The organism is Miniphocaeibacter sp. (genome assembly GCF_049276255.1).
Lineage (GTDB): Bacteria > Bacillota > Clostridia > Tissierellales > Peptoniphilaceae > Miniphocaeibacter.
The window spans coordinates 46,392-72,413 of sequence record NZ_JBASWB010000045.1 but is presented as its reverse complement, the minus strand read 5'-3'; the positions used below and the strand labels follow the sequence as shown (position 1 = coordinate 72,413).

Genomic DNA, 26,022 nt, shown 5'->3' with positions numbered 1-26,022 from the left:
TTTTGTGACAAAAAAAGAAGAACTTTTTTAGTTCCTCTTTTTTTAAATATAAAGGTTTATATATCTAAATCATTTAATTGGTCTATTAGGCTTTCCTTTTGAGAAAATTTATATATAATTGGTGGTACTACTACACTTACTATTATTATTATAGTAAATAATATTACATTCATTAAGATTGGAAGAGAATATTTTAGTAGCATATACTCATTTGTGCTTTTAAAAACAAAATATGATAAAGGAATCCCTATTATTGCTGAAATCATAAGTGAAATTATTCCATAGGCAAAACCTTCTCTACTCAGCATTTTTATTATTTGTTTTCTAGTCATACCTATACTTTCCAAAATAGCAAATTCCTTCAGCCTATTTTCTATATTTGCAGCCATCATATTTATATAGTTTAGTATTGCCAAAGATGCTAATATTATTCCCATGCTATAGCCGAGAATTTTAACTTGCTTTTCCTGGTCTTTCATTTCATTATAGCTATCCAATTTAGAATTAAAGGATATATCCTTAACATCTTTAAATACTGATTTAACTTCTTCCTCCACTTCTTTAGAATAGGGCTCTTCATAGTCTACATATAACAACTCTACAACTGGATTTTCAACTATTTTATCATAATAATTTTCGCTGATTATTATGACAGGATTGTAACCTCCGGCAAAGGAAGACGGATTTCCATCTGTATCTGCTACTTTAACTATCTCTTCTTTTTTTATTTCATTTTCTATTAGTGAAAACCTAATTTCTTTATCTTTAACATCTTTTATTTCTACAAATAGATGTTCATTTTCTAAAAAAGCTAATTTCCCTTTTTCAAAAGCTTCCTTATCTATTTTCTTATCCTTCTTTTCATTTATTTTATTAAATGCATTTTCATCTATTCCAACTAATCTAGTATTAAATTTACCCTTAATATTTGAAATAACTTCCTCTCCATTTTTATAGGCCTTAATGTCCTCTTCATAGTTTCCCGGAGAATATCTGGAACTATATAATTCCTTATAAAATTCTCCAAGTAGCTTTTCTTGGTAAGGAAGTTTAACCTCTGTGGATTTTATTGCTCTTACTTCCTTTACACCCTTAATATGTTCTACTTGTGAAATTTTATCTTCAGTAATTAAATTCTCCCCTTCCTCTATTCTTTCATTACTAATATCTATATCGTCGGAAACTATGGCATTTAAAACTCTTTTCCCATCATTTCCTCTTACAATAACATTTATATTAATAAATATTATTATGGACAAAACAAATGACGCTATAATAATTACCGATTGTTTTTTATTTCGAAAGATACTTCGTAAATTTAAAGATTTTATTTTCTTTGAATTTTCTTTTCCTTTGGAGCTTAGTATGAATTTCATAGCTTCTACCGGAGAAATTTCCCCGGCTATTTTCGCCGGTTTTCTTGTGCCAATTAAAACAACAATTATTGAAAATAAGGTAGCTATAATATATACTAAGGGATTTATATTTCCAATAACTGTAGTACTTAAGTCTTGATTTATTAATTTAATAGCTTTGGATATTAATAAATTTGAAACTATAAAACTCGCTACTAGTCCTATAGTAATTCCTATAAGACAATTGAATATCGCCTGCATATATATTATTTTCTTAATCTGTTTCGATGTTGTTCCAATGGTTTTAAGTTGTCCATAAAACCGTATATCTCGAGAAATTGATATATACAAGGTATTGTAGATAAACAAATAACCTGAAAGGAATATCATTATTAATAGACCAAGTAATATAACAACTGTCTTAATAAAATCTAGGATTAAATTCTCATCTGATTCTAAAAACTGATTTTCTTTCATATCCAATTTATTTACAATATCTATAATTTCTGATTCTCTATAAAGATTATTTTTCAAAGATATTTTTAAACTTCCCTGGGTAAAATCCGTTTGCCTTGCTCCTGTAGAGTCATAGAATTCCTTAGAAATATAGGCTTTTGATTTACCGGTGTAATCCTTATAATAACCTGATAATTTAAAGTTAAAATCAGTTGACTCCTTTTTATCGACTTTAGATGATAAGGGATAATAATTTGCATTTATATCCATTCCAATTTTCGGATTTCCTATTCCCAATTTATTTAAATTTGCTGTAGATAGAATAATTTCATCCTTGTTTTTCGGGTAATTTCCTTTTACAAATTCAAATGCCGGTATATGCTGTTTTTCCCAAGAAATATCATCCGCCCAATACAATTGTATTCCTGAAACTTTTTCATTGTCAATCTTATCTATTATTCCGCATTTTACAACTAAACCGGCATATTTTACCTTATCCATTTTCTTAATGATTTCCACTTGGTCTTCTCTTGGTTCTGAAAGGGCAATATTGTAATCTATTCCCGCCATTCTAACCTGTCTTTGAGAAATACTCTCCCAATAGGTTATTCCTATTCCAATTATAGAGGTTATTAAAAAAGTTGTAAGAATAATTGCTATTATAGTTAAAATATTTCTCTTTTTATTACCTCTATAGGACTTTTTTGCAATATCACTAATAAATTTTCTGCTATCTACTTTGTACATTATTGTCCTCCTAGAATTCTACCATCTTCTATTCGAACAATTCTATCGGCCATTTGAGCAATTTCTTCGTTGTGAGTAATCATAACTATAGTTTGATGAAATTCCTCACTGGATATTTTAATAAGTCCCAAGACATCCAAACTTGTTTTACTATCTAAATTACCTGTAGGTTCATCTGCAAGTATTATAGATGGTTTTGAAGCTAAGGCCCTTGCCAGTGCAACTCTTTGTTGTTGACCGCCTGAAAGCTGATTAGGCATTGCAGTTTTCTTATTTCCTAAACCTATTAAGTCAATAATATTATTAATATAATTCTTATTAGGTTTTATTCCATCAAGTTTAATTGGAGCTACAATATTTTCATAGACATTCATAATTGGCAACAGATTGTAATTTTGAAATACAAATCCAATTTTTCTACGCCTAAATATGGTCAGTTCATCTCTTTTCATTTTTGAAATATCCTGTCCTTCTACCATCACCTTCCCGGATGTTGGTGTATCTAAACCTCCCAACATATGTAATAAGGTAGACTTACCACTTCCCGAACTACCTACTATTGCTAAAAATTCTCCTTTATTAACGGAAAGATTTACTCCATCTAATGCTTTTACAGTAGATTCACCTAGTTTATAATATTTTTTCAAGTTTTCTGTTCTTAAAATTTCCATATTTTCATCTCCTTTGTTAATAACAATATATCAGAGAAATCTTTCCACATTCTTTCCAAAATATGACAACTTTGACATATTCAATAAAAAAGAACGAGTCTACAAAATTAAAACTCATTCCCTAAAATATCTAAATTTTTATTTTTTTTAATTCACTTTGGCACTATATTTTATTTATTGTCTCTTAATAAAAATATAGAGAAAATACTTCCCTTATCTTTTTCTGAAAATACCTTTATATATCCTTTTTGTTTTCTTATAATTTCTCTAGATAAATATAAGCCAATCCCAAATCCTTCTTTTTGTGAAACTTGAGAAGATCTATAAAATCTTTGAAAAATTGCTCCTTGCTCCTCTTCTAAGATACCTATTCCTTCATCTCTTATATTTATAGATAAAAAACTTTCATATGGGATTACATCAATATAAATATTACTTTTTTCCGGAGAATATTTAATTGCATTTTCTAATATATTTATTAAAGCTTCCTTAGTCCACTTCATATCAAAAAACGCTTCTTCTCTTGTATCTTTATAATGAATAATTATTTTCTTTTTTAAAGCTTTAATTTCTATTCCTTGACAGGATTGATATACAAGTTCATCAATAGGACATTTTTCTATTTCAACAGATATTAAATCCGTTTCTAAATATGATGTTTTTACAAGTTCTTTTATAAAAAATTCCATTTTTTCAGATTGTTTATAAATCTGATTTGCCATTTTAACCTGTTTTTCATTTAATTTCGTTTCTTTTAATAAATCCGAATACATCATAATACCGGTTAAGGGATTTCTTACTTGATGAGAAATATCGGAAATTAATGTTTTTATTTTATTTTTTTCAACTTTTGAGGCTTCTTTATTGTTTGTGTAAATATAAACCATTTTATTTAATCTTTCAGCAATAGCAGAATTCATTGACTCATCAAATTCTAAATCTTGTTCTTGACCATTTATGGCGTAGTCAATAGTCTGTAAAGTAGTTTTTAATATTTTCTTACTCTTTTTGTTCTCTATAATTCCATAGCAAATTGAAGAAAAAGATATAATTAATAAAATAATAATTACAAAGTTATTCTGCATAATTATTCTCCCAAACATATCCTTTTCCATATATTGTCTTAATGAATTTAGGTTTTGATGGCGTATATTCCAATTTATCCCTTAATCTTCTAATTCCAACTGACAATGCATTATCGTCAACATATTCCGTCCCATCTGGCCAAACCCATTCTAAAAGACGCTCTCTTGTAAGAATTACATTTTCATTAAAAACCAACAAATATAAAATTTTTTGTTCGGTTTTACTTAAGTCAACAAGTTTACCTTCCTTATAAAATTCCATAATAGAAAATTTGAAATTAAATATTCCCTTACTATATTCTTTTTCTTCATCTTGAGAATATCTTCGAAGTAAGGCCCTTATTCTTGCTCTAAGTACCATAACACTAAACGGCTTTACTATATAATCATCTGCTCCTGATTCTAATCCCCTTACTACATCAAGTTCTAAATCCCTTGCTGTTAATAAAAGTATAGATACACCATTTGTCTTTCTTATTTCTTTACAAAAATCAAAACCACTTCCATCAGGCAAATTTACATCAAGAATTAATAAATCAAATTCTATCTTCTCCATTATATTTCTAGCTTCTTTTATATTTGTACAAAGAAAGAACTGTAATTCATCTTTACCCAATGCAATTTCTATTCCCTCAGCTAAATCTATATCATCTTCTACAATTAATATTTTTTTCATCTATTCTTCCATATTCTTTAATATACTCTTGTTCCAAAAGGCATTAAGGCTAATTTTGCAAATTTAAAACACTGTAATCCAAAGGGAATTCCTATTATTGTAATACACAATAATATTCCATTTCCTATTGCAGCAATAGCTAGTGGAATTCCACTAATTATTATCCATAATATATTTGCAATTGTTGACATTACCGTACCTGAGCCATATTCTACATCTTTACCAAAGGGAAAAAAAGCCAAACCAGCTATTTTAAAACACTGTCTTCCTATTGGTATTCCAATTATGGTTATACTCCAAAGGATTCCGGCTAAAGTCCAACTAAGTCCTTGCCAAAAACCACCAAAAATAAACCATAATAAATTTCCTAAACATCCCATATTATCCCTTCCTAATAATTAGTTATAAATTTTATATTCCTAATTATATTATAAGGGTTTATTTTATGATTTTGTTACTACAAATATTACAATTAATCTACATTTTAATATTTATTACTTTTATAGGTATTAATAGCAAATTCTATAAAGTTTTCACCATTTTTATATGAGGGCACCACTCATCATAATAAATATCTCCAATTTCCTTAAAACCACATTTCTTATAGAAATTTTCCACTTCTTTTTGTGCCGATAGTTTTATTTTATTTCCTCCCAGTTTCATTACCTTTTCTTCTAATATTTTTATGATTTCTTTTCCTACTCCATATTTCCTATACTCTTTTAAAACTGCTACTCGTCCTATAAAATATTCATTTTGATTTTCTAAATCTTCATAAAGCCTAGCAGTAGCAACCGGATTTTCATTATAATAGTATAATATATGTAAGGAATTTTCATCTATTTCATCAAACTCATCATTAAACTCTTGCTCCTTTATAAAAACCTCTTCTCTAATTTTGATTATATCCTTATTTAATTTACTGAAAAATTTATACATATTCCCTCCAAAGTCCATTATGTAAAAACAAACAGAACAACTTATAAATCACCGGTTATTCTGTCTTAATTATACTATATTCTTCTTTATACCTAATAATTCTCTTTTTAGCAAAAAGTTTTATTTATTTCTTATTACTTTTAAAGATTTTTTCAATTTTTTTATTGCCCAAGTATAGTGACTTAAAGTTACTGATACTGCATAACTTCCTAATGTAGAACCACCTGTCCATGAATATACGTTTTTCATAAATAATTCTTCATTTGAAAATTCATCTATTAATTTCATAACATCATTATGGCTTTTCTTTAAGATTTCTTCTGAATTCTCTAAGCTGGTATTTTGATGTTTTTCCCACAATTTTATATTCATTTGGCCATAATTTCTCCAATTATAAGGAAGTGGTAGAAAGGATTTTTCCCTACCCTGTAAATTACTATTTACCCAGTTTAAAAATAGTTGATGCCATTCATATAGATGAATTAAAACATCTCTAAGATTTTTATCTCTCTCCCAGTGAGCTTCTTTTCCTATAAAATCTCCATAGTCTAAAGCTCCAAGTTTTTCTTCTTCTGTCATTGTATTTATTATATCCCATAAATTTCCATATTGTTTTTTTGAAGATTCGATTAAATCTTTTTTGCTTGTAGGTCTTGCCATGAATTTTCCTTCTTTCTAAAAGTTTCACTATTTAATAAAATAGCAGGCCTCTGTAACATATTCTTCTTCATTTTGTGTTTGTGCCGGAGAAACATGAAAAATATTTGCCATTTTACCGGTTAAACTTAAATTATTTTGTTCTATATAATAAGCAACCGCCTCTGCAACTTTTGGCATTTGTTCATATGAACCTGAAAAAGTTACTGATACTACTTTTTGTTCTTTTGTCCTTGTTAATTCTATACCATTAGAATCATCTTTATCTTCTACTGTAACTTGAATTTCTACATCTATATCTTCTTCTTTGTATTCATCATCATGATAAATAGCCATGGTATAGCCATCGTAAATAGGTTTTATATTATTTTTAGTAATAATTTCATATATTTCATTCCAAAGTATTCCTTCATCATAATAAGTTGGTATTTTCTTTCTTAGAGAAATTACCTTACGTTGTGGAATTATTTTTTCTACTACATTATATTTAATCATATTTAGATTTTTATTTATATCAGATACTATTTTAAGTTTATGTATTTGTTTTTCTAGTTTTTCCTGTTCCTCTTTTATTTCCTCTATTCTTAATTTATAATAGGTTAATAATTCCTCTTCTTTATGCTCACTGTCAATTAGGCTTTTAATCTTTTTTAATGAAAACCCTAAATCCTTATATATTGTTATTTTAGCTGCTTTTTCTAATTGCTTTGCTGAATAATACCTATAATTTGTATTTTCGTCTACCTTGTCAGCTTTTAAGAGCCCTATTTCATCATAGTGCCTTAACATTTTAATTGTAATATTTGAAAGTTTTGAAAATTCACCAATTTTAAACATAACCCACCTCTTTCCTATTACTTTTATTATAACCTCTCCCATTATAGGAGAGTCAATAAATATTAATTTAAATTTTAGGATTTTATTTCTTTTAAAGATAAACAAAAAAAGAACCATGCACTTGCATGGCCCTTAAATTTTATTCTTCTGTTTTACTATAATCGTAGCTTGCCATTCTCTTATAGTTAGCATATCTTTCGTTAGCATCTCTTTCTGCTTCAGCAAATAGAATTTCTGCTTCTTCAGGGAAAGATCTCTTTAATGAAGTATATCTAACTTCTGAGTTAATAAATTCTTGGAAGGAAGCTTTTGGTTCTTTTGAATCTAATTGGAACGGATTCTTTCCTTCTTCTTTAAGTCTAGGATCGAATCTGTATAGATGCCAGTAACCAGCTTCAACAGCTTTCTTTTCTTGTTTTTGAGATTTACCCATACCAGACTTAATACCATGGTTAATACATGGAGCATAAGCTATTATTAATGATGGACCTGGATAACTTTCAGCTTCTCTTATAGCTTTTATTGTTTGTGCTTGATTTGCACCCATAGCTATTTGTGCTACATAAACATAACCATAAGTTGTAGCCATTAATCCTAAGTCTTTCTTTCTTATTCTCTTACCTGCTGTTGCAAATTTTGCTACAGCTGCTGTAGGAGTAGATTTAGATGATTGACCACCTGTATTTGAATATACTTCTGTATCCATTACTAAAATATTTACGTCTTGTCCAGAAGCAATTACATGGTCTAATCCACCGTAACCTATATCATAAGCCCATCCGTCTCCACCAAATATCCAAACAGATTTTTTAATTAAGTAATCTTTTCTTGATTCTATTTCCTTAATTATTCTATCTGCATCGTTATTTCCTGTATTAGCAACTAAGTTAGGTAAAATATCGCCAGTTGCAGCCTTAGAAGCTGTTACATCGTCCATTCCTTCTATCCAAGCTTTAAATGGATCGTTTAGTGGTGAATCTATATTTAATTCTAAGAATTCTTCCATTAAGAATTTGATTTTTTCTCTAGTTTTTTCAACACCTAAATGCATTCCAAAACCATATTCAGCATTGTCTTCAAATAATGAATTAGCCCATGATGGTCCTTTTCCTGTTGCTGAATTTTGACAGTATGTTGTTGCTGGAGCTGAACCACCCCAAATAGATGAACAACCTGTAGCATTGGCAATCATCATTCTGTCACCAAATAATTGAGTAATTAATTTAGCATAAGGAGTTTCTCCACAACCAGCACAAGCTCCTGAGAATTCTAATAATGGTTGTTTAAATTGACTACCTTTTACAGTTGTATCTGCAACTAAATCTTCCTTATATCCAACTTTTTCATGTGCATAATCCCAGTTATCTTTTTGTGCTTGATATTGCTCTTCAAAAGGTTTCATTATTAAAGCTTTTTCTTTTGATGGACATACGTCAGCACAGTTACCACAACCTGTACAGTCTAATGTACTAACTTGAATTCTAAATGTATAGTCTTCTAATCCCTTACCAATTGCTTTTTTAGTTTCAAAACCTTCTGGTGCATTAGCTTTTTCTTCTTCTGTTACTAAGAAAGGTCTAATTACTGCATGAGGACAAACATAAGCACATTGGTTACATTGAATACAATTATCTATTTGCCATTCTGGCACTTCTAAAGCTATTGCTCTTTTTTCATAAGCTGAAGTTCCCATTGGGAATTCTCCGTTAGCTCTATCTGCAAATTTTGATACTGGTAAGTCATTTCCTTCTTGAGCATTCATAGGAATTACTACTTCTCTTATGAATTCTGGAAGATTTTCATCTTTAGTATCATCTGCATCTAAGTTAGCCCAAGCTGCAGGAACATCAATTTTTAATACTGAATTAACTCCTTCGTCTACAGCCCTGTAGTTCATGTTTACAACATCTTCACCTTTTCTACCATAAGCTTTTACTATTGCTTCTTTTAATCTTGCAACAGCTTCATCTAATGGTAATACTTCAGAAAGTTTGAAGAATGCTGATTGCATAACCATGTTAATTCTTCCACCTAATCCTATATCTGCTGCAATTTGAGATGCATTAACTATATAGAAATTAATGTCATTTTCAGCAATATATCTTTTCATTGAGTTAGGTAAGTGAGTTTCTAATTCTTCAGGTGACCAAATACAGTTAAGTAAGAAAGTACCACCTTTTTTAAGACCTCTTAATAATTTATATTGGTTAACATATGATTGTTTTGAACATGAAATAAAATCTGCACTGTCTATATAGTAAGTTGATTTTATTGGTTGGTTACCAAATCTTAAGTGAGAAATTGTAACTCCACCAGATTTTTTAGAATCATATTCAAAATAACCTTGAGCGTACATATCTGTACCATCACCTATAATTTTTATAGCTGATTTATTAGCCCCTACTGTACCATCTGAACCGAATCCCCAGAATTTACAGTTAATAGTTCCTTCAGGAGAAGTATGAATACCTTCTTTAACTTCTAATGATCTATTTGATACATCATCTTTTATACCAATTGTAAATCTTTTCTTTGGTTCTTCGCTTATTAAGTTGTCATAAACTGCAACTATTTGTGCTGGAGTTGTGTCTTTTGAACCTAATCCATAAATACCACTTAAGATTATTGGTTGATTTTCTTCATCATAAAATGCAGATTTAACATCTAAGTATAAAGGTTCTCCAAGGGAGCCTTTTTCTTTAGTTCTATCTAATACTGCAATTCTTTTTACAGTCTTTGGTATTACATTTAACATATGCTCTTTTGAAAATGGTCTGTATAAATGAACTTTTACAACACCAACTTTTCTTCCTTGAGCTGCTAAGTAATCAATAGTTTCTTCTATTGTTTCAGTTACAGAGCCCATAGCTACTATTATATCTTCTGCATCTTCTGCTCCATAATAGTTAAATAAGCCATAGTTTCTACCTGTAATTTTATTTATTTCATTAATATAATCTTCAGCTACACCAACTATATCATCATAGTAATTGTTTGAAGCTTCAACAGATTGGAAATATATGTCTGGATTTTGTGCTGTTCCCATTGTCTTTGGTCTTTCAGGGTTTAATGAATTATTTCTAAACTCATTAATTGCATCATAGTCAACTAATTTTGATAACTCATCATAATCCATAACTTCAATCTTTTGTATTTCATGAGAAGTTCTAAAACCATCAAAGAAATGTAAGAATGGCACTTTACCTTTAATTGCTGCTAAATGTGCTACTGAACCTAAGTCCATAACTTCTTGAACAGAACCTGAAGCTAATAAAGCAAATCCTGTTTGTCTTGCTGCCATTACGTCTTGGTGGTCTCCAAATATACTTAATGCATGAGAAGCTAAAGCTCTAGCTGATACGTGGAATACACCAGGTAATAATTCCCCTGCTATTTTGTACATATTTGGAATCATTAATAATAATCCTTGAGAAGCTGTAAAAGTAGTAGCTAATGAACCTGCTGCTAAAGCACCGTGCATTGCTCCTGCTGCTCCTGCTTCAGATTGTAATTCTGAAACTAGTACTCTTTGACCAAATATGTTCTTTCTTCCATTCGCAGACCATTCATCTACATATTCCGCCATTGTTGAAGACGGAGTTATTGGATAAATTGATGCTACATCTGTGAATGCATACGCAACATGGGCTGCAGCCATGTTTCCATCCATAGTCATCATATGTTTTGCCATTAATTATACCCCCTATAAAGTATCTATATATTTTAATAATTTATATCCCGAGTAATTATATACTCTTTTTAAAATTATTGTCAACTTTTTGACTCATTTTCCATATCTGCAATAAGTCTTTTATTTAATTCCAATGCTGCATTATAGCCGAAGGATCTTTGTCTAAAGTTTCTTACAGCAACCTCTACAATCATAGCAACATTTCTACCTGGTTTAACAGGTACGGTTATTTGGTTAACTTTTACTCCTAGAATTTCTGTGTATTCATCATCTATTCCTAAACGATCATACTCTTTATCATTATCCCATTGTTCTAAAGCTATAACCATATCTATTTCAGTTTGAGATTTAACGCTTCCAACTCCATATAAACGTTGAATATCCAATATTCCAATTCCTCTTATTTCAAGAAAATGCCTTATGTTTTTAGGAGCTTGTCCCATTAAACCTCTTTCTAGTTTTCTAACTTCTACAACATCATCTGCTACTAATCTGTGACCTCTTATAATTAAATCCAATGCAGTTTCAGATTTTCCTACAGAGCTTTTTCCTATAATTAAAACTCCTACACCATAAATCTCCATTAAACCTGCATGTATACTAATTTCTTCACTTAAAACGTATTCTAGTTTATCATCTATTTTAGAAATCAATCTTGTAGTAGATCTTGCAGATCTAAGTAATGTCCTGTCATAATAATCAGCTAAGTCTATTATTTCTTCATTAATTTCCTGATTATGAGAAAATATTAAACATGGAATTTTATACGATAAAATACCTCTAATTCTTTCATATCGCATTTGCTTATCCATAGATTTTAAATAAACATTTTCAGTTTTACCTATTATTTGCAATCTTTTAAATGGAAATTGTTCGTAAAAACCAGCTAGCTGAATACCAGGTCTATTTACTTGTGCATTTGTTATAAAAACTTCATCAAAATCCGAACTTTTTTTAATAATTTCTAAATCAAGTTCTTTACATAAATCACTAAGTTTTATACCTTTCAACTTTTCTCCTCTTTAAAAAAATTATAAATATTCTCCGCAGTTGATTTATTAATCTTATCTACTTCCATCAACTCTTCAATTGAAGCTTTTTTTATTTTATCAATCGATTTAAAATGCTTTATTAAAGCCTTTTTTCGTATACTTCCTATTCCTTCAATTTCATCTAATAGCGATTTTTTCAAATCTTGCTCTCTTAACTTTCTATGATAGTTAATTGCAAATCTATGTGCTTCCTCTTGAATTTGGAAAAGCATTCTGTATAAAGCCGAAGATACCTTTAATGGATATTCTTGATTTTCATAAATTATCCCTCTTGTTTTGTGAAAATCATCTTTTACTAAGCCAATAACAGGTATTGCTAAATTAAATTCTTTAAGAACTTCTTTTGCAATATTAACTTGACCTTTCCCTCCGTCCATAATAACTAATGACGGTCTTTTTCCAAATCCGGAAATATTATTTCCCTTTTTATTTTCAACTACAAATCTAGAAAATCTCCTTGTTAATACTTCCTTATGACTTGCATAATCATCTGCGCCTTCTACTGTCTTAATTTTAAATTTTCTATATTCCTTAGGTGCCTTTTCCCCATTTTCAAAAACAATCATAGAACCTACTGATTGTACTCCTGAAATATTGGAAATATCATAACACTCTATTCTGCTTGTATCATCTATACCTATTAATTCTTTTAGTTCCCTATTTGCAGCATCCTTATTTCTTTCTCTTCTTTGTTTGCTAGTTATATGTTTTTCCAACATTTCCTTAGCATTTGTTTCTACCATTTCAACAAGTTTTACTTTTTCTCCTCGTTGGGGCTTGTAAATTTTTACCTTGCTTCCCTTTTCATTACTTAGGTATTCTTCTAGAGTTTCTAAATCCTCAGGAAGAATATCTACTAAAATTTCTTTCGGAATAAAGGCCATGTCTAAATAAAATTGCTTTAAAAAGGAACTCATAATTTCACTATTATTTTCATAGAATTCATCTTCTATTGAAAAATGTTCTCTGTCAATTATTTTTCCATTTCTCATTAAAAATACCTGAACGCATATATCCGGACCATTTCTTGCTAATGCAATTATATCCATATTTGTTCCCTTAGCATTTCTAACCTTTTGTTTTTCTATAATTGCTTCTATATTTTGTAAATTATCCCTATATCTTGCTGCTAGTTCAAAGTTCAACTCTTTACTAGCCTGCAACATTTTTTCCCTTGTTTCATCTATTATTTTACTTTCCTTACCTTTTAAAAACAATTCAACTTCCCCTATGTTTTTTAAATATTCCTCTTCAGAAATATTCTTAATACAAGGTGCACTACATTTTTTTATATAGTAGTACAAACAAGGTCTTTTTAAATATTGATTTTTGTCAAAGTTTAAACTGCATCTTCGAACTTTAAACATATCCTGTAAGATTTCTATAATCTCTGTAACAGCATATGCATTGGGAAAAGGACCAAAGTACTTAGCTCCATCCTTTTTAATTACCCTATCTTTAACTATTCTTGGAAATTTTTCTTTATTTATTTTAATAAATGGATATTTCTCTCCATTTTTTAATAAAATATTGTATTTTGGTTTCTTATCTTTAATAAAATTAGATTCAAGAATTAATGATTCTACTTCATTATCTACAATAATATATTCAAATCTTTTTATATGCTTAACCATTTCAACTACTTTTTCAGTTTGGTTGCTAGTACTTGTAAAATATTGTCTTACTCGTTTTTTTAAGTTTTTAGCCTTACCAACATAAATAATTTCATTATCTTCGTTAAACATCATGTAGACACCAGGTTTATCTGGTAACCGTTTTAATTCTTCTCTTATATCAAACATTAAACTCCTTACTACCTACAATAACATTCTAGATTTTTATATAGCTTTTGTTTTTTCTTTTAAATATTCTAAATCTTTTCCATCTAGATATTTTGATAATTCCTTATAACATCTATTATGATATTCATTTAGCCATTGTACTTCTTCTTCTCTTAGTAATTCTTTAATTACTGGTTTAGTATCAATAGGACAAAGAGATAGAGATTCAAAACCATAAAAATCTCCAAATTTTGTTTGAAATTTGTCAATACATAGCATTATATTTTCTATTCTAATACCATGACTACCTTCAATATAAACTCCAGGCTCATTTGAAGTTATCATTCCAGGAATCATATCTATATTATTATGTCTAGGTGAAATGTTTTGTGGACCTTCATGACAAGCTAAAAAGTATCCTACTCCATGACCTGTACCATGATTAAAGTCTATACCCTTTTCCCATAAAGGTTGTCTTGCAATAATATCTAAAGCCGAACTCTTTGTTCCCTTTTTAAATATTGTTAACATTAAAAGAATGTGGGACCTTAATGTTAAAGTATAGTGTAATTTTTCATCTTCTGTTAAATCACCTAAAGCAATGGTTCTTGTAATATCTGTAGTACCATCAAGATATTGACCCCCACTATCTACCAAGTATAGTCCCTTACTTCTTAAATATACAGGACTTTCGTCACTTGGAGAGTAATGTGGAAGAGCTGCATTTTCACCATAAGCTGATATTGTTTCAAAGCTAGGTTCAATAAATAACTCCTGTTCCTTCCTAAATTCCAACAGTCTTCTTGAACAATCCATTTCTGTAATTTCTTTATTACTAGAAACATTTTCTTCTACCCAATTTAAGAATTTTACAAGGGCAACACCATCCTTTATATATGCATTTCTTTGATTTTTTATTTCTGTAGTATTTTTAACAGCCTTCATACTAGTTGTAAAATCAATTCCTGTTTTTTTATTAATATTTTCTGGTATAGAATTAAATAATCTTACATTAACTCTATTCGGATTAAAGTAGATGGTTTTTGTAGGGTCTAAGTCTTGAAGTTGTTCAAAAATAGCTTCATATTCCTCTACTTCAACACCATTTAATTTTAAATTAGAAATTATTTTTTCATCTAATTTTTTCAAATCTACAAATAATCTAGCTTTATCTTTATTAATTAAAACATAGGATAGAACAACTGGATTATAATCTACATCTAATCCTCTTATATTTAATAAATAACTTATATCATCTAAACTGGAAAGTAGATAATAATCTACCTTGTTTTTTTCCATAAAATCTCTAACTTCAGATATTTTTTCTTCAGTTGTAGCTCCGGCATAATTAACATCATGTAAAAAGACTTTGTCCGAAGGTTTATTAGGTCTATTTTCCCATATTTCATCAATTAAATCCCTGTTAGACTCTATTTTTTTATTAACTAAACTATTTTTCAAATTTAAGTAATCTGCATAGCTATAGGTTTCTCCATCAAAAGCAACTACACCATTTTCTTCTACTTCATTGTTTACGAATTCTATAATTGTAGGAGTTCCTTCTAATCCCATTTTATATAAATCTATTCCTGAACCTTCTAGTTCCTTTGCTGCCTGAATAAAATATCTGCCATCTGTCCAAAGTCCTGCCTTGTTCTTTGTTATGGCAAAAGTACCTGCTGAACCAGTAAAACCGGATATATATTCTCTAGTTTTATAATACTTTGCAATATACTCAGATTGATGAGGATCTGATGTAGGCACAATATAAGCATCTATATTATATTTAATCATTAAATCTCTTAAGTTTTTTATTCTATCTTTAACCATAAATTACCTCTCTGTTTTTTAATTATCAATGTAATTATATCATAATATTTGCAAATTATTACTATTCCAACATTGTTAAATAGTCTAATAATCTATTTAAATCCTCTTTTGTATCAACATCTATATTTGCACCTTCATCATCGACTTGTACAGTTTGAATTTTATTTTCTATCTCATTCCAGAAACCTCTAAGACCATTTTCTCCCTTATAATTTAAAATTAAAGGTATACATTTGCTCTTTATAAGAGGAGGATGTTTCCTATATTGTTTATATAGGGGAAAAACCACTAAATTTCCCCCATTGTCTTTTTCAATAATTGTTTTATAACTATTTTCCCCAATAGCTGGCATATCTCCTGGAATTAAAAATACTCCATAACAATCCCCTAAATTTCTAAGTCCTTCCTTTATTGAATCTATCATTTCCAAATTTTTATAATTCTCATTTAATATAAATCTTATTTTTTTACCATAGTGTTTTTCTGTAATTTTTTTAATTTCTTCAGCCTTGTTTCCTAATACTATTATAATTTCATCAATACCACCATTAAACATATTATCTATAGTATGAAAAATCAATGGTTTTCCTTTTAAGTCCATTAACAATTTGTTTTCTCCCATTCTAGAAGAAAGTCCTGCTGCTAAAATTAAGCCCTTATATATTTTTTTCATAAAGCTCCTTATTTATTTTCCAATTTTTCATTACCAACAAAAATTTCATTAAATTTCCTATTGGCAAAACGTCTTACTTCTCTATCAAATTCCATATATTTATCTAAATAATCCTTTCCTTTTTCAGTTAAAATACTATTTCCACCTTGTTTACCACCATGACGTCTTTTTACAACTTCAAACCCTAGAGCTTCTTCAACTACCTTTATCATATTCCATGCTTTACTATAGGATAATGCCATGTGGTTACAAGCTTGTTTAACAGATCCAACTTCATTTATTAATTGAAATAACAACTTAGTTCTTGAATCAAAAAATAAAACTTCCTTCTCAATATTAATTCTAAGAAAGGGATGTAAAATTTGAGTATTATGTATTGCTAATAGTTCTGAAACCGACTCCATTTCATCAATACTATGTATAATTCCTTCATCCTTAACATTTAAAAATCTTCTTCTATTTTGTAGACTTCTTACAGTTTCCCTCATAGTTAGATTAGAGTTAAGAAAAATATCAAATATATTCCTATCCAATAAAATAGGATGTCCACTTTTTCTTTTAAATGAAGGTGAAACAATATCACCTTCTGTATTAATTAATTCCAGCAGAGTTTTAAATTTAAACATAGGTACAGAAACAGGAGTAATTAATACCCTATCGACTTTGTCATATAAATACTCTAAACCAATTTTAACTAAATTTATCATTGTAGGCTGAACATTATCTTTATTATGTAAAAATATTACATCATAATCCCATAAATGACGTTCTAAATCATAATTTTCTTTACCTAGCACTATTATTTTAGGATACACCTCGGCCTGTTGAAAAGTTAGAACTTCTCTTTTAATTACCGATATTGAACCTATAACAGACAATGGATCAATTGACCTACCAGAATCGTTTTCATTTCCTACAACAATAATTCCACCAATTTTTTGCATTGACTACTCCTCCACATCTAGTATTTATTCTACCATAAGTTATTATAATTATTTACAATAAATATCCCCTATGGTAGAATTTATAAGGGTTTTGTAATAACAATATTAAGAAAGAGTGATTAAATGAAATTAGGTATTGTAGGTTTACCAAATGTAGGTAAAAGTACTCTATTTAACGCAATAACTAAAGCAGGAGCAGAATCTGCTAATTATCCGTTTTGTACAATAGATCCAAATATTGGAATAGTAAATGTTCCTGATGAAAGACTTGCAAAATTATCTGCAATTAGTGGTTCTAAAAAACTTTTGCCTGCAAATATAGAATTCTATGACATAGCAGGACTTGTAAAAGGTGCTAGCAAAGGCGAAGGACTGGGAAATAAATTCCTTGCTAATATAAGAGAAGTTGATGCAATAGTAGAAGTATTAAGATGTTTCCAAGATGAGAATATTGTCCATGTAGATGGAAATATTGACCCATTAAGAGATATAGAAACAATTAATTTAGAGCTTATTTTTTCCGATATGGAAATGGTAGAAAAAAGACTGGATAAATCTAGAAGAGCATTAAAGGGAAATAAGGATTTACAAGAAGAAGTAAATTTATTGGAAAAATTATTAACAGTATTAGAAGAAGGAAAATCTGCAAGGGTTTTAGATTTAAATGACGACGAGAAAAAACTTTTAAAAAGTTTTAACCTATTAAGTGATAAACCAATAATATATGTTGCTAATGTTTCCGAAGAAGAAGTTGCCGATGCTGATTCAAATGAATTTGTAAAACAAATCAAAGAATTTGCCGCAACAGAAAATGCTGAAGTAGTTGCTATTTCTGCACAAATTGAACAAGAAATTTCAGAACTTGAAGATGATGAGAAAAAAGAATTTATTGAAGCTATGGGATTAGAAGAATCTGGAGTAAATACATTAATAAAAGCTAGTTATTCATTACTTGGACTAATGAGCTTTTTAACTACAGGTGAACAAGAGACTAGGGCCTGGACAATAAAAAAAGGAACAAAAGCTGTTGATGCTGCCGGAAAAATCCATACCGATATTTCAAGAGGATTTATTAGGGCTGAAATTGTTAGCTATGATGATTTAGTTGAATTAGGAAGTATGAATGCAGCAAGAGAAAAAGGACTAGTAAGACTAGAAGGAAAAGACTATATAATGCAAGATGGAGATGTAGTCCACTTCCGATTTAATGTGTAAGAAATTTATAAAAGGCTAGATATCAACAAAGGTTGATATTTAGCCTTTTTCTTTTATTTTATTTGTACTTGTTTACACCTTAATATATGCTTTTATACATATTTTTCCCTTCCCGTTGCACACGCATTGCACACGCTGTGCACACGATTATGTTTATTAGATTTAACTTCAAACATCTGTTATAATTTATTTATCGAACGTTAGTTCTTCTAGCGAGGTATATATTTTGAAAGATTTAGATATAGAAAGATTAGTATTCAATGAAGCATCCAGAATTAAAGAAGTTGTAAATTTACTTATTGAAAACAATAAAAAGGATTTTAAAGTTTCATCCATGCTTGAAAAGGATTATGAAAATATGATTGATGAATTTTATCTCATTATAGAAAAAATAATAAATTAGATGATGATGTATTTGAAAGGTATTTATCAAAAATAACGGATAGCTACAGCATAAATGGATTAGATAACAGCATAATACATATTAATAGGAAAAAATACTAGGAGGATAAATAAATCCTCCTGTTTTGTTACCTAACTCTACCTAACTTTACTCCTCACTTCTCCATTCTACTTCGCACTTGGCTATTTCAAGCCATTCCTTTTAAAATCGCCGTATAATCGACTTAGAAAGGAAAAAGGTGTCAACATATGTCGTAGTTGATTTCAATTTTACTAAAATATAGTATAATCTTCATATTGTTCACTATCTATTATATTTTTTAATGGAATATTGTCTATAGTCAAATTATCAATAAATTCTTGTAATCTACTATTATCTTCAAAGCTACAAATCAAAGATGATATAGTCATCTCGGACTCCACAATAAAAAACCATGAATAGTTATGCTTACTTTTATCATTTACTATGGCAAATTTTACACCTTTATAATTTATCTCGACTTCACGGTTAATTGATAAATCTTTCTTTAAGTCTTCAAATGTATACTTCCCCATAAATTTCTCCCTTTTAATGTCCAGATCTCTTACCATCTTTCCAAGTATGTCTGTGTGGAAATTTCATCTTGCCAGCATGTCTATAATCAATATCAACATCCGCCCTACCTCTTTCATCATAATATCTTCTTTGTTTCAGTCCTTTGCTATCTCGCAAATCTCTTGAAGAACGTGGTTTTCCGTTAACTGGCAGACTACTCCCCTTGTGTACACTATGTTTTTTTGTTGGAGAACCATTTCTTTTTGCAACATCATATTCATATTTTTCTTTTACCGAATTAGCTTTAGGCTTTAAAAAGTTAACTGTTGAATTCCAAATTGAGGAACCCACTTTTACTATTTGTTTCCTATTTTTATATACTAAATAAGCCCCACCACTTATGACTAATACTGGACCTACATAAGGTATTACATACTTTATACCGGCTATAAATGCAAACAAGGCTTTTAATGCACTAGGTACAGCTACAGACATATCACTTAATGTTACAGTGTAATCTCCTAATCCATCTTCTAGTATATCCTCTTCGAACGTTTCATCTATATTATTTATGATATCAGTTAATTCATCTGTTTCAACAACATTTATAAAATCTTTAACTTCTTCTATATCTTCTATAGTAATATCTTCTATATCTACATGCTCATCTATTATATCAGTTTCCTTTGATAATTGTATAATGTCATACAAATCAGCGGAATCGATTTCATCTGTAATGTCTTTTATTATTTCCACATCTTCTACGGTTAATTCTTCTTCAACCACATCTTCTATATCTACCATGGAAAAAAGTTCTTCCAGCTCTTCTGCCGTTACAATTCTACCGTCTTCCAACTCTATACTTTCTCCATCAATATGATTTAATCCTATTAAATCATCACCGGCATTTTCTTCGCTTGCAAAACTTATCGATCCTACATTTAAACTAGTAACAGTCATAACAAGTAACAATATATATGCTGTAACTTTCTTAAATATATTTTTCTTTTTCATAATACTTTCCTCTCTATTCTATTTAATATTTCTTCCTTGCTTAAGCATGTTAAGTATAACATTTCTATCCTTGTCGAATATTAATTTTGACTAACAAAAACATTACAATATTGTTAGTTGATTATTAAAAATAGGTGGAAATTAATCCACCTTGTCAATCTTATTTATTTAGAATTGTTTTAGCTTCTGGTATTTTATCTAAACAAATTAATAACAGATTCAATAATAAAATAAAAAATGGCAGCTATTCCTCCCAATGCAAATTGAGGAATAGTTAATAAAAAATAAAGATAAACAATCCAAAAGATTGAGTAAACACCTATCAAAATTTTTGATTTTATGGCCTTCTTATTATTAATCCTTATAATTTTATATGTGGTAAAGATAAATAGGCAAATCATAAAAACAATAGCTAAAACCATAACTATGGAATGGCAACCCTTTTTAGTACAAATTTATACCAAACAAAACTTTGAGTTATTGTTTAATCTCCTGTATTCAATAGGACTTATATATCCTATTGAACTATGAATTCTCTCGTTATTATACCAACTTATATACTCTTGCAACTCATCTTGTAATTGTTCTAAATTTTCAAAATTATTTTGATAAATAAATTCTGTCTTCAATATTTTGTTTGTGGCTTCACTTACTGCATTATCGTAAGGATTTCCTTTTCTACTAAGGGAACGCTCTATTTCAAATGTTTCCAATATTTCATCTATTAATTTATTATCATACTCATTACCTCTATCTGAATGAAAAAGTTTTATTTTTTTCAGTGAATATTTACAATTTAATAAGGCCTTTTCTATTAACTTTGAATCCTTATTTTTCCCTGATGAATATCCAATGATTTCTCTATTATATAAATCTATTAATAAACATATATAATTCCAAGATTTACCTACTCTTACATATGTTAAATCACTTACTACTACTTCTAGATTATCTCTTTTGTCAAATTTTCTATCAATTATATTTTTTGTTTTTGATTCATTATATTTATTACTATGTACTCTAAATTGGGCGACTGTATAATTGGAAATTAAAGCATTTTCTTTCATAATTCTAGAAATTTTACGTCTAGAAACTTGATAACCTAATTTTTGTAGCTCCTTCTTTATTTTTCTAGAGCCATAGTTATTTCTACTATTTCTAAATATTACTTTTATTGTTTCTGTTAATTTAGAATTAGGATTATTAACTATTATTCTATTAATATGATAATAGACTATAGATCTATGTATATTTAAAAACTTACACATAGCACTAATACTGTATTTATCTCTATTTGAAATTATTAATTCTACTTTTTGCCTAGTAGTAGTGCAGCTTGCTTCGTGTGCCCTTCAGGGTATAAAATATCATTTTCCATTCTTAGTTGTTGATTTTCTTTTTGAAGTTTGATTAATGCTTTTTCTTCCTCTGTTCTATTCTCCTTTATATCAAATGATTTGGATTGATTATATCTTGTTACCCAACTTCTTAAAGCTGCTGTTGAAACCCCATATTCTTCACTTAAACTACGATAGGTATGGTTTCCTTGATTATAGATTTTCGCTATTTGTTCTTTAAATTTATCATCGTATCTCTTACTTTTACCATTCATGATTTCACTCCTTGTTTTTTATTTAGATTTTATCATGTTTGGTATTAAACTGTCCTATTTAGTGTAGCCTATCCAACAAATAAGCTATTCCCATCTAAAACGTCGTATAAAGCGATTTGACAACAAATAGGTGCTAAACTATAGCTTGGTTTAGCCATAAAAAAAAAGAGGTGGATTTTATCCTACCTCTTTTAATATTATAGTTTACTCTTACATGCTAACCTATATTTTGTTAATATTAGTTGCTTGTAATCCACGAGTTGACTCTTCAGTATCGAAAGTAACTTGTTGACCTTCGTCTAATGTTTTGAAACCGTCTCCTTGAATTTGTGAAAAATGTGCAAAAACATCTTCACCATTGTCTTGAGTTATAAACCCAAAACCTTTTTCAGAATTAAACCATTTAACTGTACCTGTGTTCATAAAAAATACCTCCTTTTAAAATATTGCAATAATCATAAACTTATAAAGGGGTATTTAAATACACTCAATATTAGATTTAATAAAAATTACTATTTAAGTATAACACATACTAATACTTAAAACAATAACAATATATAAAATAAAAATTTCTTTTTTTTATAATATAATCTTCCTTACTAATTAGCCTATGGAGGAAAATGAAACATGAATTCATAATAAATGCTTGTAGTGGAAAAGGTATCAATATATTAAAAAATCAAAGATAACCATTATGGATATTGAGGATGGTCAGGTAGTTGATTTTTTTGCAGAATGCTCAGAAAATTCAAATGAATTTTTATCAACAGGGGTTTCTATTGATTGTAATGAATCTTTAAGACTTAGTATTTAAGATATAATCTATTCAAATCTTTATCGTCCAATGTTTAAAATTATATATGATGATGTTGGAGAATACGACCTACTACATCCTTGTTGCTCTATAGAAATGTATGATTTTTTTTATAAAAATGGAAAAGTACATCCAAATTGTCTTGATAATATAAATAATAGCTTAAAAGAAATAAGGCCTATTATTCATCCTGTAAATCTATTTATGCATACAAAAATTAACAACGATGGCAGTATAACCGTTAATCCTCCCCTATCAAAAGCTGGTAGTAAAATAATTTTAGAGGCAAAAATGAATATGTCTTTAGAAATTGCAGCTTGTAACGTTTCTGAAAGTGATTGTAATAATAAGAAATGTACACCAATAAAAGTAATAGTCCAAAGTTGAATTTCCTTTTAAAAGACTTTGTGAAATCTTTTTATATAAATTAATTTTTCTATTAAAAATATAATTTTTTAGACTAAAAATCCGTCTTATTTATTTTATAATACCTTTATGAAACACAAAAACTTAGGCTTTTAAACCTAAGTTTTTTATATTAATTGTTTACAATTATAACCAGAGCCCAATAATGTCCATTAGGAATATTTGATGTATGATAATAACCTACATTCATACCTTCTGCGTAGGGATGTAAGATATTCGCCTTATGCCCCTCTGAATTCATCCAGGCATCAACTACCGCTTGTGGTGTTCCTTGGCCTACTGCAATATTTTCACCTAAGGAATAGAAATCTAACCCTTCAAATGCTGTAAATATGCTAGAGCCATCTGGTCTTGAATGTGAGAATTCTCTTGACAATTCTTCCGCTCTTACTTGCATACCTTTTGAAAAATCCTCTCTCCATTCAAAATTTGCTAAACCAACCTTTTTTCTCTCTATATTGACTAATCTAAAAACTTCTTTCCTATATTGTTCTATTTTTTCTTCAGTTGATCCTACTTGAGCTTCGGATTCAGGTTCTGTCGGCTCTGTTGCCGTTGCTCCATTTGGATTATAGATTGGTACTCCGCCACCTATATAAATTACATCATTTGCTGCATTTATTAATCTTATATCCTCATTTGTTAAACCATTTGTATTTACTAGTAAGATATTTGCATTTAATACTCCAGCTAATGTAGACGCTGCTAATGCATCTGGATAATCATTTCCTTTTACTACTAATAGTTTATCTGTTTTAAATACTTCTACTACTTTTTGACTTGTTCCGTACCTATCTCTTCCTGATATATTTCTTCCTGTATCTCCAAGGCTACTTGCAACTATTTTACCAGGTACTCTGCCACCTACTGTTATATAAAATTGATTATTTGAATTATTAGATAGTCTTAACAAACTTCCGCTTTTACTTGCAAGGGGTATTGCAGATAAGGCATCTGGGAAATCATTACCTCTTACTCCTACTTTATCGTATTTTGCTATACTACTTAAACCTTCAATATAGTTTATTACTGCATCACTTGTTTTATATCTATCTGCTCCAGCAAGTCTTTTAAACCCATATTTTCCTTTAAGTCTTTGTTCCAAAGAACTATCTTTAACTACTGTATTTTTACCACCTACTACTATTACATTTGTTGGATTATACTTGGCTACTTTTTGTTCTAAAGAACTATCTTCTAGTATTAATGGAAACTTTTCCCTATATGCAATATTGCCTGCACTTAAGGCATCTGGATAATCCTTCCCACTTACAATTACCACCGTACCTGTTTTCGCTCCTAATTTTACAGCTTCATCTATTATTTTTATATTAGTGTCGTATCTATCTTTTCCAGATAAATGTAAGTTTGATGATGCTTCAGATACATTTATTAATACTAAAAAATTTAAAATTCCCACTATTAATATTGAGCTAATTTTTTTCACTAAACTATTCATATATAACCTCCATATTTTATATATATTTACTATAACATAATAATTAGAAAGTTTAAATTAAATATGTTTATATTATTTAAGCAAAAAAAATAGAGAGTCTAACTCTCTTATTAACTAAAATATCTTATAAAAATAATTTTATACACCAAAAATAGACAAAACTATCTTTCTGAATAAAATTTTGTCTAATTCAAATATGTAATTTTTTAATAATATGTATTAATGTAATTCATTTTCTATAAAATCTTTTAAATTCTCTAATGCAGCTTTTTCATCATCACCATTACATCTAATAACGATTTCCGAACCTTTAAATGCTCCCATACTAAGGATTGATAGTATACTTTTTCCGTCATACTCAACATTATCTTTTATTAAAGTTATATCACATTGATATTTTATTGCTTCTTGTAAGTATCTAGCTGCTGGTCTAGCATGTAACCCTTCGTCGTTTACTATAATAACCTTTTCCTCTACCATGAAAATTAACCTCCAAATATTTTAAATTGGAATGCTCTTTCAAGCATCCCAATTATTTAATATTAATACGCTACAAATTTTGAAGATAACGCCCCACAAATTGGACATTTTTCTTCTTCACCAGTTATGCTTATAAATCCACATACTGGACATAATAAAATCTTTTCTGCATCTAAGTCCTTTGCTTGGTCAACTGCTTCTTTAGCTTTACCAAATAATACAGCGTGAACTTTTTCAGCTTCAATTGCAAATCTCATTGCTCTAACAGCTTCTTTTTCTTCTTGCATTTCTGCTACTGCTATATATGCTGGATACATTTCAGTATATTCAAAAATTTCTCCACCTCTAGCAGCTTCTAAGTTTTCAGAAGTTGTTCCTATTCCAAAACCAGCCATACTAGCAACTAAAAAGTCACCTTTTACATCTTTCATTGCTTTAAAATGTAAACCTGCATGTATTTTTTCTGCATCAGCTGTACAATGAAAAAGTCTTTCTACATTAGGAAAACCGTCTTTTCCTGCACATTCTCCCCAAATATCATATCTGTTTCTAGCTTGTGATTCCCCACCATAAGCTGAACGTAAATTTGCTTGTGTCATATCTTTCATAAAAATTACCCCCCTTGTTTATACATTAACTATAATAACATATTTTTAAAACTGAGTCTATGG

Annotated in this window: 24 protein-coding genes; 3 read left to right on the top strand and 21 right to left on the bottom strand. The window is 29.0% G+C overall.

Annotation, left to right across the window (positions count from 1 at the left end; all coding sequences use genetic code 11):
- Positions 1–56: 56 nt before the first annotated feature.
- The 14 genes from WAO56_RS04640 to WAO56_RS04575 all read right to left on the bottom strand — a co-directional run bounded on the left by WAO56_RS04640 (position 57) and on the right by WAO56_RS04575 (position 17,394).
- Positions 57–2,558, bottom strand: a complete 2,502-nt coding sequence (locus WAO56_RS04640; RefSeq protein WP_422145098.1) for an ABC transporter permease — start codon at positions 2,556–2,558, stop codon at positions 57–59.
- The gene (locus WAO56_RS04635; protein ID WP_422145097.1) at positions 2,558–3,229 is read right to left on the bottom strand and encodes an ABC transporter ATP-binding protein; all 672 of its coding nucleotides are present in this window, start codon (positions 3,227–3,229) and stop codon (positions 2,558–2,560) included. Before WAO56_RS04635 ends, WAO56_RS04640 begins: the two co-directional genes overlap by 1 nt.
- A 170-nt stretch (positions 3,230–3,399) precedes the next feature.
- A complete protein-coding gene (locus tag WAO56_RS04630; RefSeq protein ID WP_422145096.1) occupies positions 3,400–4,314 on the bottom strand; it encodes a sensor histidine kinase in 915 nt (304 codons plus the stop codon).
- Positions 4,304–4,990 carry a response regulator transcription factor gene (locus WAO56_RS04625; protein ID WP_422145095.1) on the bottom strand — a complete coding sequence of 229 codons (687 nt, stop codon included), beginning with the start codon at positions 4,988–4,990 and terminating at the stop codon, positions 4,304–4,306. Before WAO56_RS04625 ends, WAO56_RS04630 begins: the two co-directional genes overlap by 11 nt.
- Positions 4,991–5,007: 17 nt before the next feature.
- The gene (locus tag WAO56_RS04620; RefSeq protein ID WP_422145094.1) at positions 5,008–5,370 is read right to left on the bottom strand and encodes a YccF domain-containing protein; all 363 of its coding nucleotides are present in this window, start codon (positions 5,368–5,370) and stop codon (positions 5,008–5,010) included.
- Between the two features lie 142 nt (positions 5,371–5,512).
- Positions 5,513–5,929 carry a GNAT family N-acetyltransferase gene (locus tag WAO56_RS04615; RefSeq protein ID WP_422145093.1) on the bottom strand — a complete coding sequence of 139 codons (417 nt, stop codon included), beginning with the start codon at positions 5,927–5,929 and terminating at the stop codon, positions 5,513–5,515.
- 120 nt (positions 5,930–6,049) lie between these two features.
- Positions 6,050–6,589, bottom strand: a complete 540-nt coding sequence (locus WAO56_RS04610; RefSeq protein WP_422145092.1) for a ClbS/DfsB family four-helix bundle protein — start codon at positions 6,587–6,589, stop codon at positions 6,050–6,052.
- A 27-nt stretch (positions 6,590–6,616) separates the two neighbouring features.
- A complete protein-coding gene (locus WAO56_RS04605) occupies positions 6,617–7,423 on the bottom strand; it encodes a MerR family transcriptional regulator (protein WP_422145091.1) in 807 nt (268 codons plus the stop codon).
- Positions 7,424–7,562: 139 nt separating this feature from the next.
- Complete coding sequence (nifJ, locus tag WAO56_RS04600) at positions 7,563–11,114, bottom strand: pyruvate:ferredoxin (flavodoxin) oxidoreductase (protein WP_422145090.1); 3,552 nt, start codon at positions 11,112–11,114, stop codon at positions 7,563–7,565.
- Between the two features lie 80 nt (positions 11,115–11,194).
- Positions 11,195–12,124 carry an HPr(Ser) kinase/phosphatase gene (gene hprK / locus WAO56_RS04595; RefSeq protein ID WP_422145089.1) on the bottom strand — a complete coding sequence of 310 codons (930 nt, stop codon included), beginning with the start codon at positions 12,122–12,124 and terminating at the stop codon, positions 11,195–11,197.
- Complete coding sequence (gene uvrC / locus WAO56_RS04590; protein ID WP_422145088.1) at positions 12,121–13,968, bottom strand: excinuclease ABC subunit UvrC; 1,848 nt, start codon at positions 13,966–13,968, stop codon at positions 12,121–12,123. Before uvrC ends, hprK begins: the two co-directional genes overlap by 4 nt.
- A 36-nt stretch (positions 13,969–14,004) precedes the next feature.
- Positions 14,005–15,777 (bottom strand): aminopeptidase P family protein, encoded by a 1,773-nt coding sequence (locus WAO56_RS04585; RefSeq protein WP_422145087.1) that lies wholly within the window; start codon positions 15,775–15,777, stop codon positions 14,005–14,007.
- Positions 15,778–15,838: 61 nt separating this feature from the next.
- A complete protein-coding gene (locus tag WAO56_RS04580; protein ID WP_422145086.1) occupies positions 15,839–16,450 on the bottom strand; it encodes a nucleotidyltransferase family protein in 612 nt (203 codons plus the stop codon).
- A gap of 8 nt (positions 16,451–16,458) precedes the next feature.
- On the bottom strand, positions 16,459–17,394 hold the full coding sequence (locus tag WAO56_RS04575; RefSeq protein WP_422145085.1) for a hypothetical protein: 936 nt from the start codon (positions 17,392–17,394) through the stop codon (positions 16,459–16,461).
- 123 nt (positions 17,395–17,517) lie between these two features.
- Between WAO56_RS04575 and ychF the strand changes: the two genes are divergently transcribed.
- Both ychF and WAO56_RS04565 read left to right on the top strand, forming a co-directional pair.
- The gene (ychF, locus tag WAO56_RS04570) at positions 17,518–18,609 is read left to right on the top strand and encodes a redox-regulated ATPase YchF (protein WP_422145084.1); all 1,092 of its coding nucleotides are present in this window, start codon (positions 17,518–17,520) and stop codon (positions 18,607–18,609) included.
- A 226-nt stretch (positions 18,610–18,835) separates the two neighbouring features.
- Complete coding sequence (locus tag WAO56_RS04565) at positions 18,836–19,012, top strand: hypothetical protein (RefSeq protein ID WP_422145083.1); 177 nt, start codon at positions 18,836–18,838, stop codon at positions 19,010–19,012.
- 272 nt (positions 19,013–19,284) lie between these two features.
- On the opposite strand, the gene WAO56_RS04560 is transcribed toward WAO56_RS04565, so the two are convergent.
- The 4 genes from WAO56_RS04560 to WAO56_RS04545 form a co-directional block, all read right to left on the bottom strand.
- Positions 19,285–19,566, bottom strand: a complete 282-nt coding sequence (locus WAO56_RS04560; protein WP_422145082.1) for a hypothetical protein — start codon at positions 19,564–19,566, stop codon at positions 19,285–19,287.
- A 13-nt stretch (positions 19,567–19,579) separates the two neighbouring features.
- The gene (locus tag WAO56_RS04555) at positions 19,580–20,560 is read right to left on the bottom strand and encodes a hypothetical protein (RefSeq protein ID WP_422145081.1); all 981 of its coding nucleotides are present in this window, start codon (positions 20,558–20,560) and stop codon (positions 19,580–19,582) included.
- Between the two features lie 455 nt (positions 20,561–21,015).
- A protein-coding gene (locus WAO56_RS04550) for an IS3 family transposase (RefSeq protein WP_422145080.1) occupies positions 21,016–22,172 on the bottom strand; the annotation gives its coding sequence in 2 pieces (ribosomal slippage) (positions 21,016–21,914 and positions 21,914–22,172; 1,158 coding nt in all).
- A 222-nt stretch (positions 22,173–22,394) separates the two neighbouring features.
- Positions 22,395–22,595: a cold-shock protein gene (locus WAO56_RS04545; protein WP_422145079.1), complete on the bottom strand. Its 201-nt coding sequence runs from the start codon at positions 22,593–22,595 to the stop codon at positions 22,395–22,397.
- A 394-nt stretch (positions 22,596–22,989) separates the two neighbouring features.
- Between WAO56_RS04545 and WAO56_RS04540 the strand changes: the two genes are divergently transcribed.
- On the top strand, positions 22,990–23,373 hold the full coding sequence (locus WAO56_RS04540) for a DUF1989 domain-containing protein (RefSeq protein ID WP_422145142.1): 384 nt from the start codon (positions 22,990–22,992) through the stop codon (positions 23,371–23,373).
- A gap of 151 nt (positions 23,374–23,524) precedes the next feature.
- Here WAO56_RS04540 and WAO56_RS04535 read toward each other — a convergent pair whose 3' ends face one another.
- From WAO56_RS04535 to WAO56_RS04525, 3 genes are all read right to left on the bottom strand, one after another.
- Positions 23,525–24,871 (bottom strand): cell wall-binding repeat-containing protein, encoded by a 1,347-nt coding sequence (locus WAO56_RS04535; RefSeq protein ID WP_422145078.1) that lies wholly within the window; start codon positions 24,869–24,871, stop codon positions 23,525–23,527.
- Between the two features lie 219 nt (positions 24,872–25,090).
- Positions 25,091–25,351 carry an HPr family phosphocarrier protein gene (locus WAO56_RS04530; RefSeq protein ID WP_422145077.1) on the bottom strand — a complete coding sequence of 87 codons (261 nt, stop codon included), beginning with the start codon at positions 25,349–25,351 and terminating at the stop codon, positions 25,091–25,093.
- A 62-nt stretch (positions 25,352–25,413) separates the two neighbouring features.
- Positions 25,414–25,959 (bottom strand): rubrerythrin family protein, encoded by a 546-nt coding sequence (locus WAO56_RS04525; protein ID WP_422145076.1) that lies wholly within the window; start codon positions 25,957–25,959, stop codon positions 25,414–25,416.
- Positions 25,960–26,022: the final 63 nt, after the last annotated feature.

Excerpts from the sequence above, each read along its gene's own strand:
- WAO56_RS04640 (WP_422145098.1), bottom strand. The coding sequence starts at position 2,558 with ATGTACAAAGTAGATAGCAGAAAATTTATTAGTGATATTGCAAAAAAG.
- WAO56_RS04635 (WP_422145097.1), bottom strand. The coding sequence starts at position 3,229 with ATGGAAATTTTAAGAACAGAAAACTTGAAAAAATATTATAAACTAGGT.
- WAO56_RS04630 (WP_422145096.1), bottom strand. The coding sequence starts at position 4,314 with ATGCAGAATAACTTTGTAATTATTATTTTATTAATTATATCTTTTTCT.
- WAO56_RS04625 (WP_422145095.1), bottom strand. The coding sequence starts at position 4,990 with ATGAAAAAAATATTAATTGTAGAAGATGATATAGATTTAGCTGAGGGA.
- WAO56_RS04620 (WP_422145094.1), bottom strand. The coding sequence starts at position 5,370 with ATGGGATGTTTAGGAAATTTATTATGGTTTATTTTTGGTGGTTTTTGG.
- WAO56_RS04615 (WP_422145093.1), bottom strand. The coding sequence starts at position 5,929 with ATGTATAAATTTTTCAGTAAATTAAATAAGGATATAATCAAAATTAGA.
- WAO56_RS04610 (WP_422145092.1), bottom strand. The coding sequence starts at position 6,589 with ATGGCAAGACCTACAAGCAAAAAAGATTTAATCGAATCTTCAAAAAAA.
- WAO56_RS04605 (WP_422145091.1), bottom strand. The coding sequence starts at position 7,423 with ATGTTTAAAATTGGTGAATTTTCAAAACTTTCAAATATTACAATTAAA.
- nifJ (WP_422145090.1), bottom strand. The coding sequence starts at position 11,114 with ATGGCAAAACATATGATGACTATGGATGGAAACATGGCTGCAGCCCAT.
- uvrC (WP_422145088.1), bottom strand. The coding sequence starts at position 13,968 with ATGTTTGATATAAGAGAAGAATTAAAACGGTTACCAGATAAACCTGGT.
- WAO56_RS04585 (WP_422145087.1), bottom strand. The coding sequence starts at position 15,777 with ATGGTTAAAGATAGAATAAAAAACTTAAGAGATTTAATGATTAAATAT.
- WAO56_RS04580 (WP_422145086.1), bottom strand. The coding sequence starts at position 16,450 with ATGAAAAAAATATATAAGGGCTTAATTTTAGCAGCAGGACTTTCTTCT.
- WAO56_RS04575 (WP_422145085.1), bottom strand. The coding sequence starts at position 17,394 with ATGCAAAAAATTGGTGGAATTATTGTTGTAGGAAATGAAAACGATTCT.
- ychF (WP_422145084.1), top strand. The coding sequence starts at position 17,518 with ATGAAATTAGGTATTGTAGGTTTACCAAATGTAGGTAAAAGTACTCTA.
- WAO56_RS04560 (WP_422145082.1), bottom strand. The coding sequence starts at position 19,566 with ATGGGGAAGTATACATTTGAAGACTTAAAGAAAGATTTATCAATTAAC.
- WAO56_RS04555 (WP_422145081.1), bottom strand. The coding sequence starts at position 20,560 with ATGAAAAAGAAAAATATATTTAAGAAAGTTACAGCATATATATTGTTA.
- WAO56_RS04545 (WP_422145079.1), bottom strand. The coding sequence starts at position 22,595 with ATGAACACAGGTACAGTTAAATGGTTTAATTCTGAAAAAGGTTTTGGG.
- WAO56_RS04535 (WP_422145078.1), bottom strand. The coding sequence starts at position 24,871 with ATGAATAGTTTAGTGAAAAAAATTAGCTCAATATTAATAGTGGGAATT.
- WAO56_RS04530 (WP_422145077.1), bottom strand. The coding sequence starts at position 25,351 with ATGGTAGAGGAAAAGGTTATTATAGTAAACGACGAAGGGTTACATGCT.
- WAO56_RS04525 (WP_422145076.1), bottom strand. The coding sequence starts at position 25,959 with ATGAAAGATATGACACAAGCAAATTTACGTTCAGCTTATGGTGGGGAA.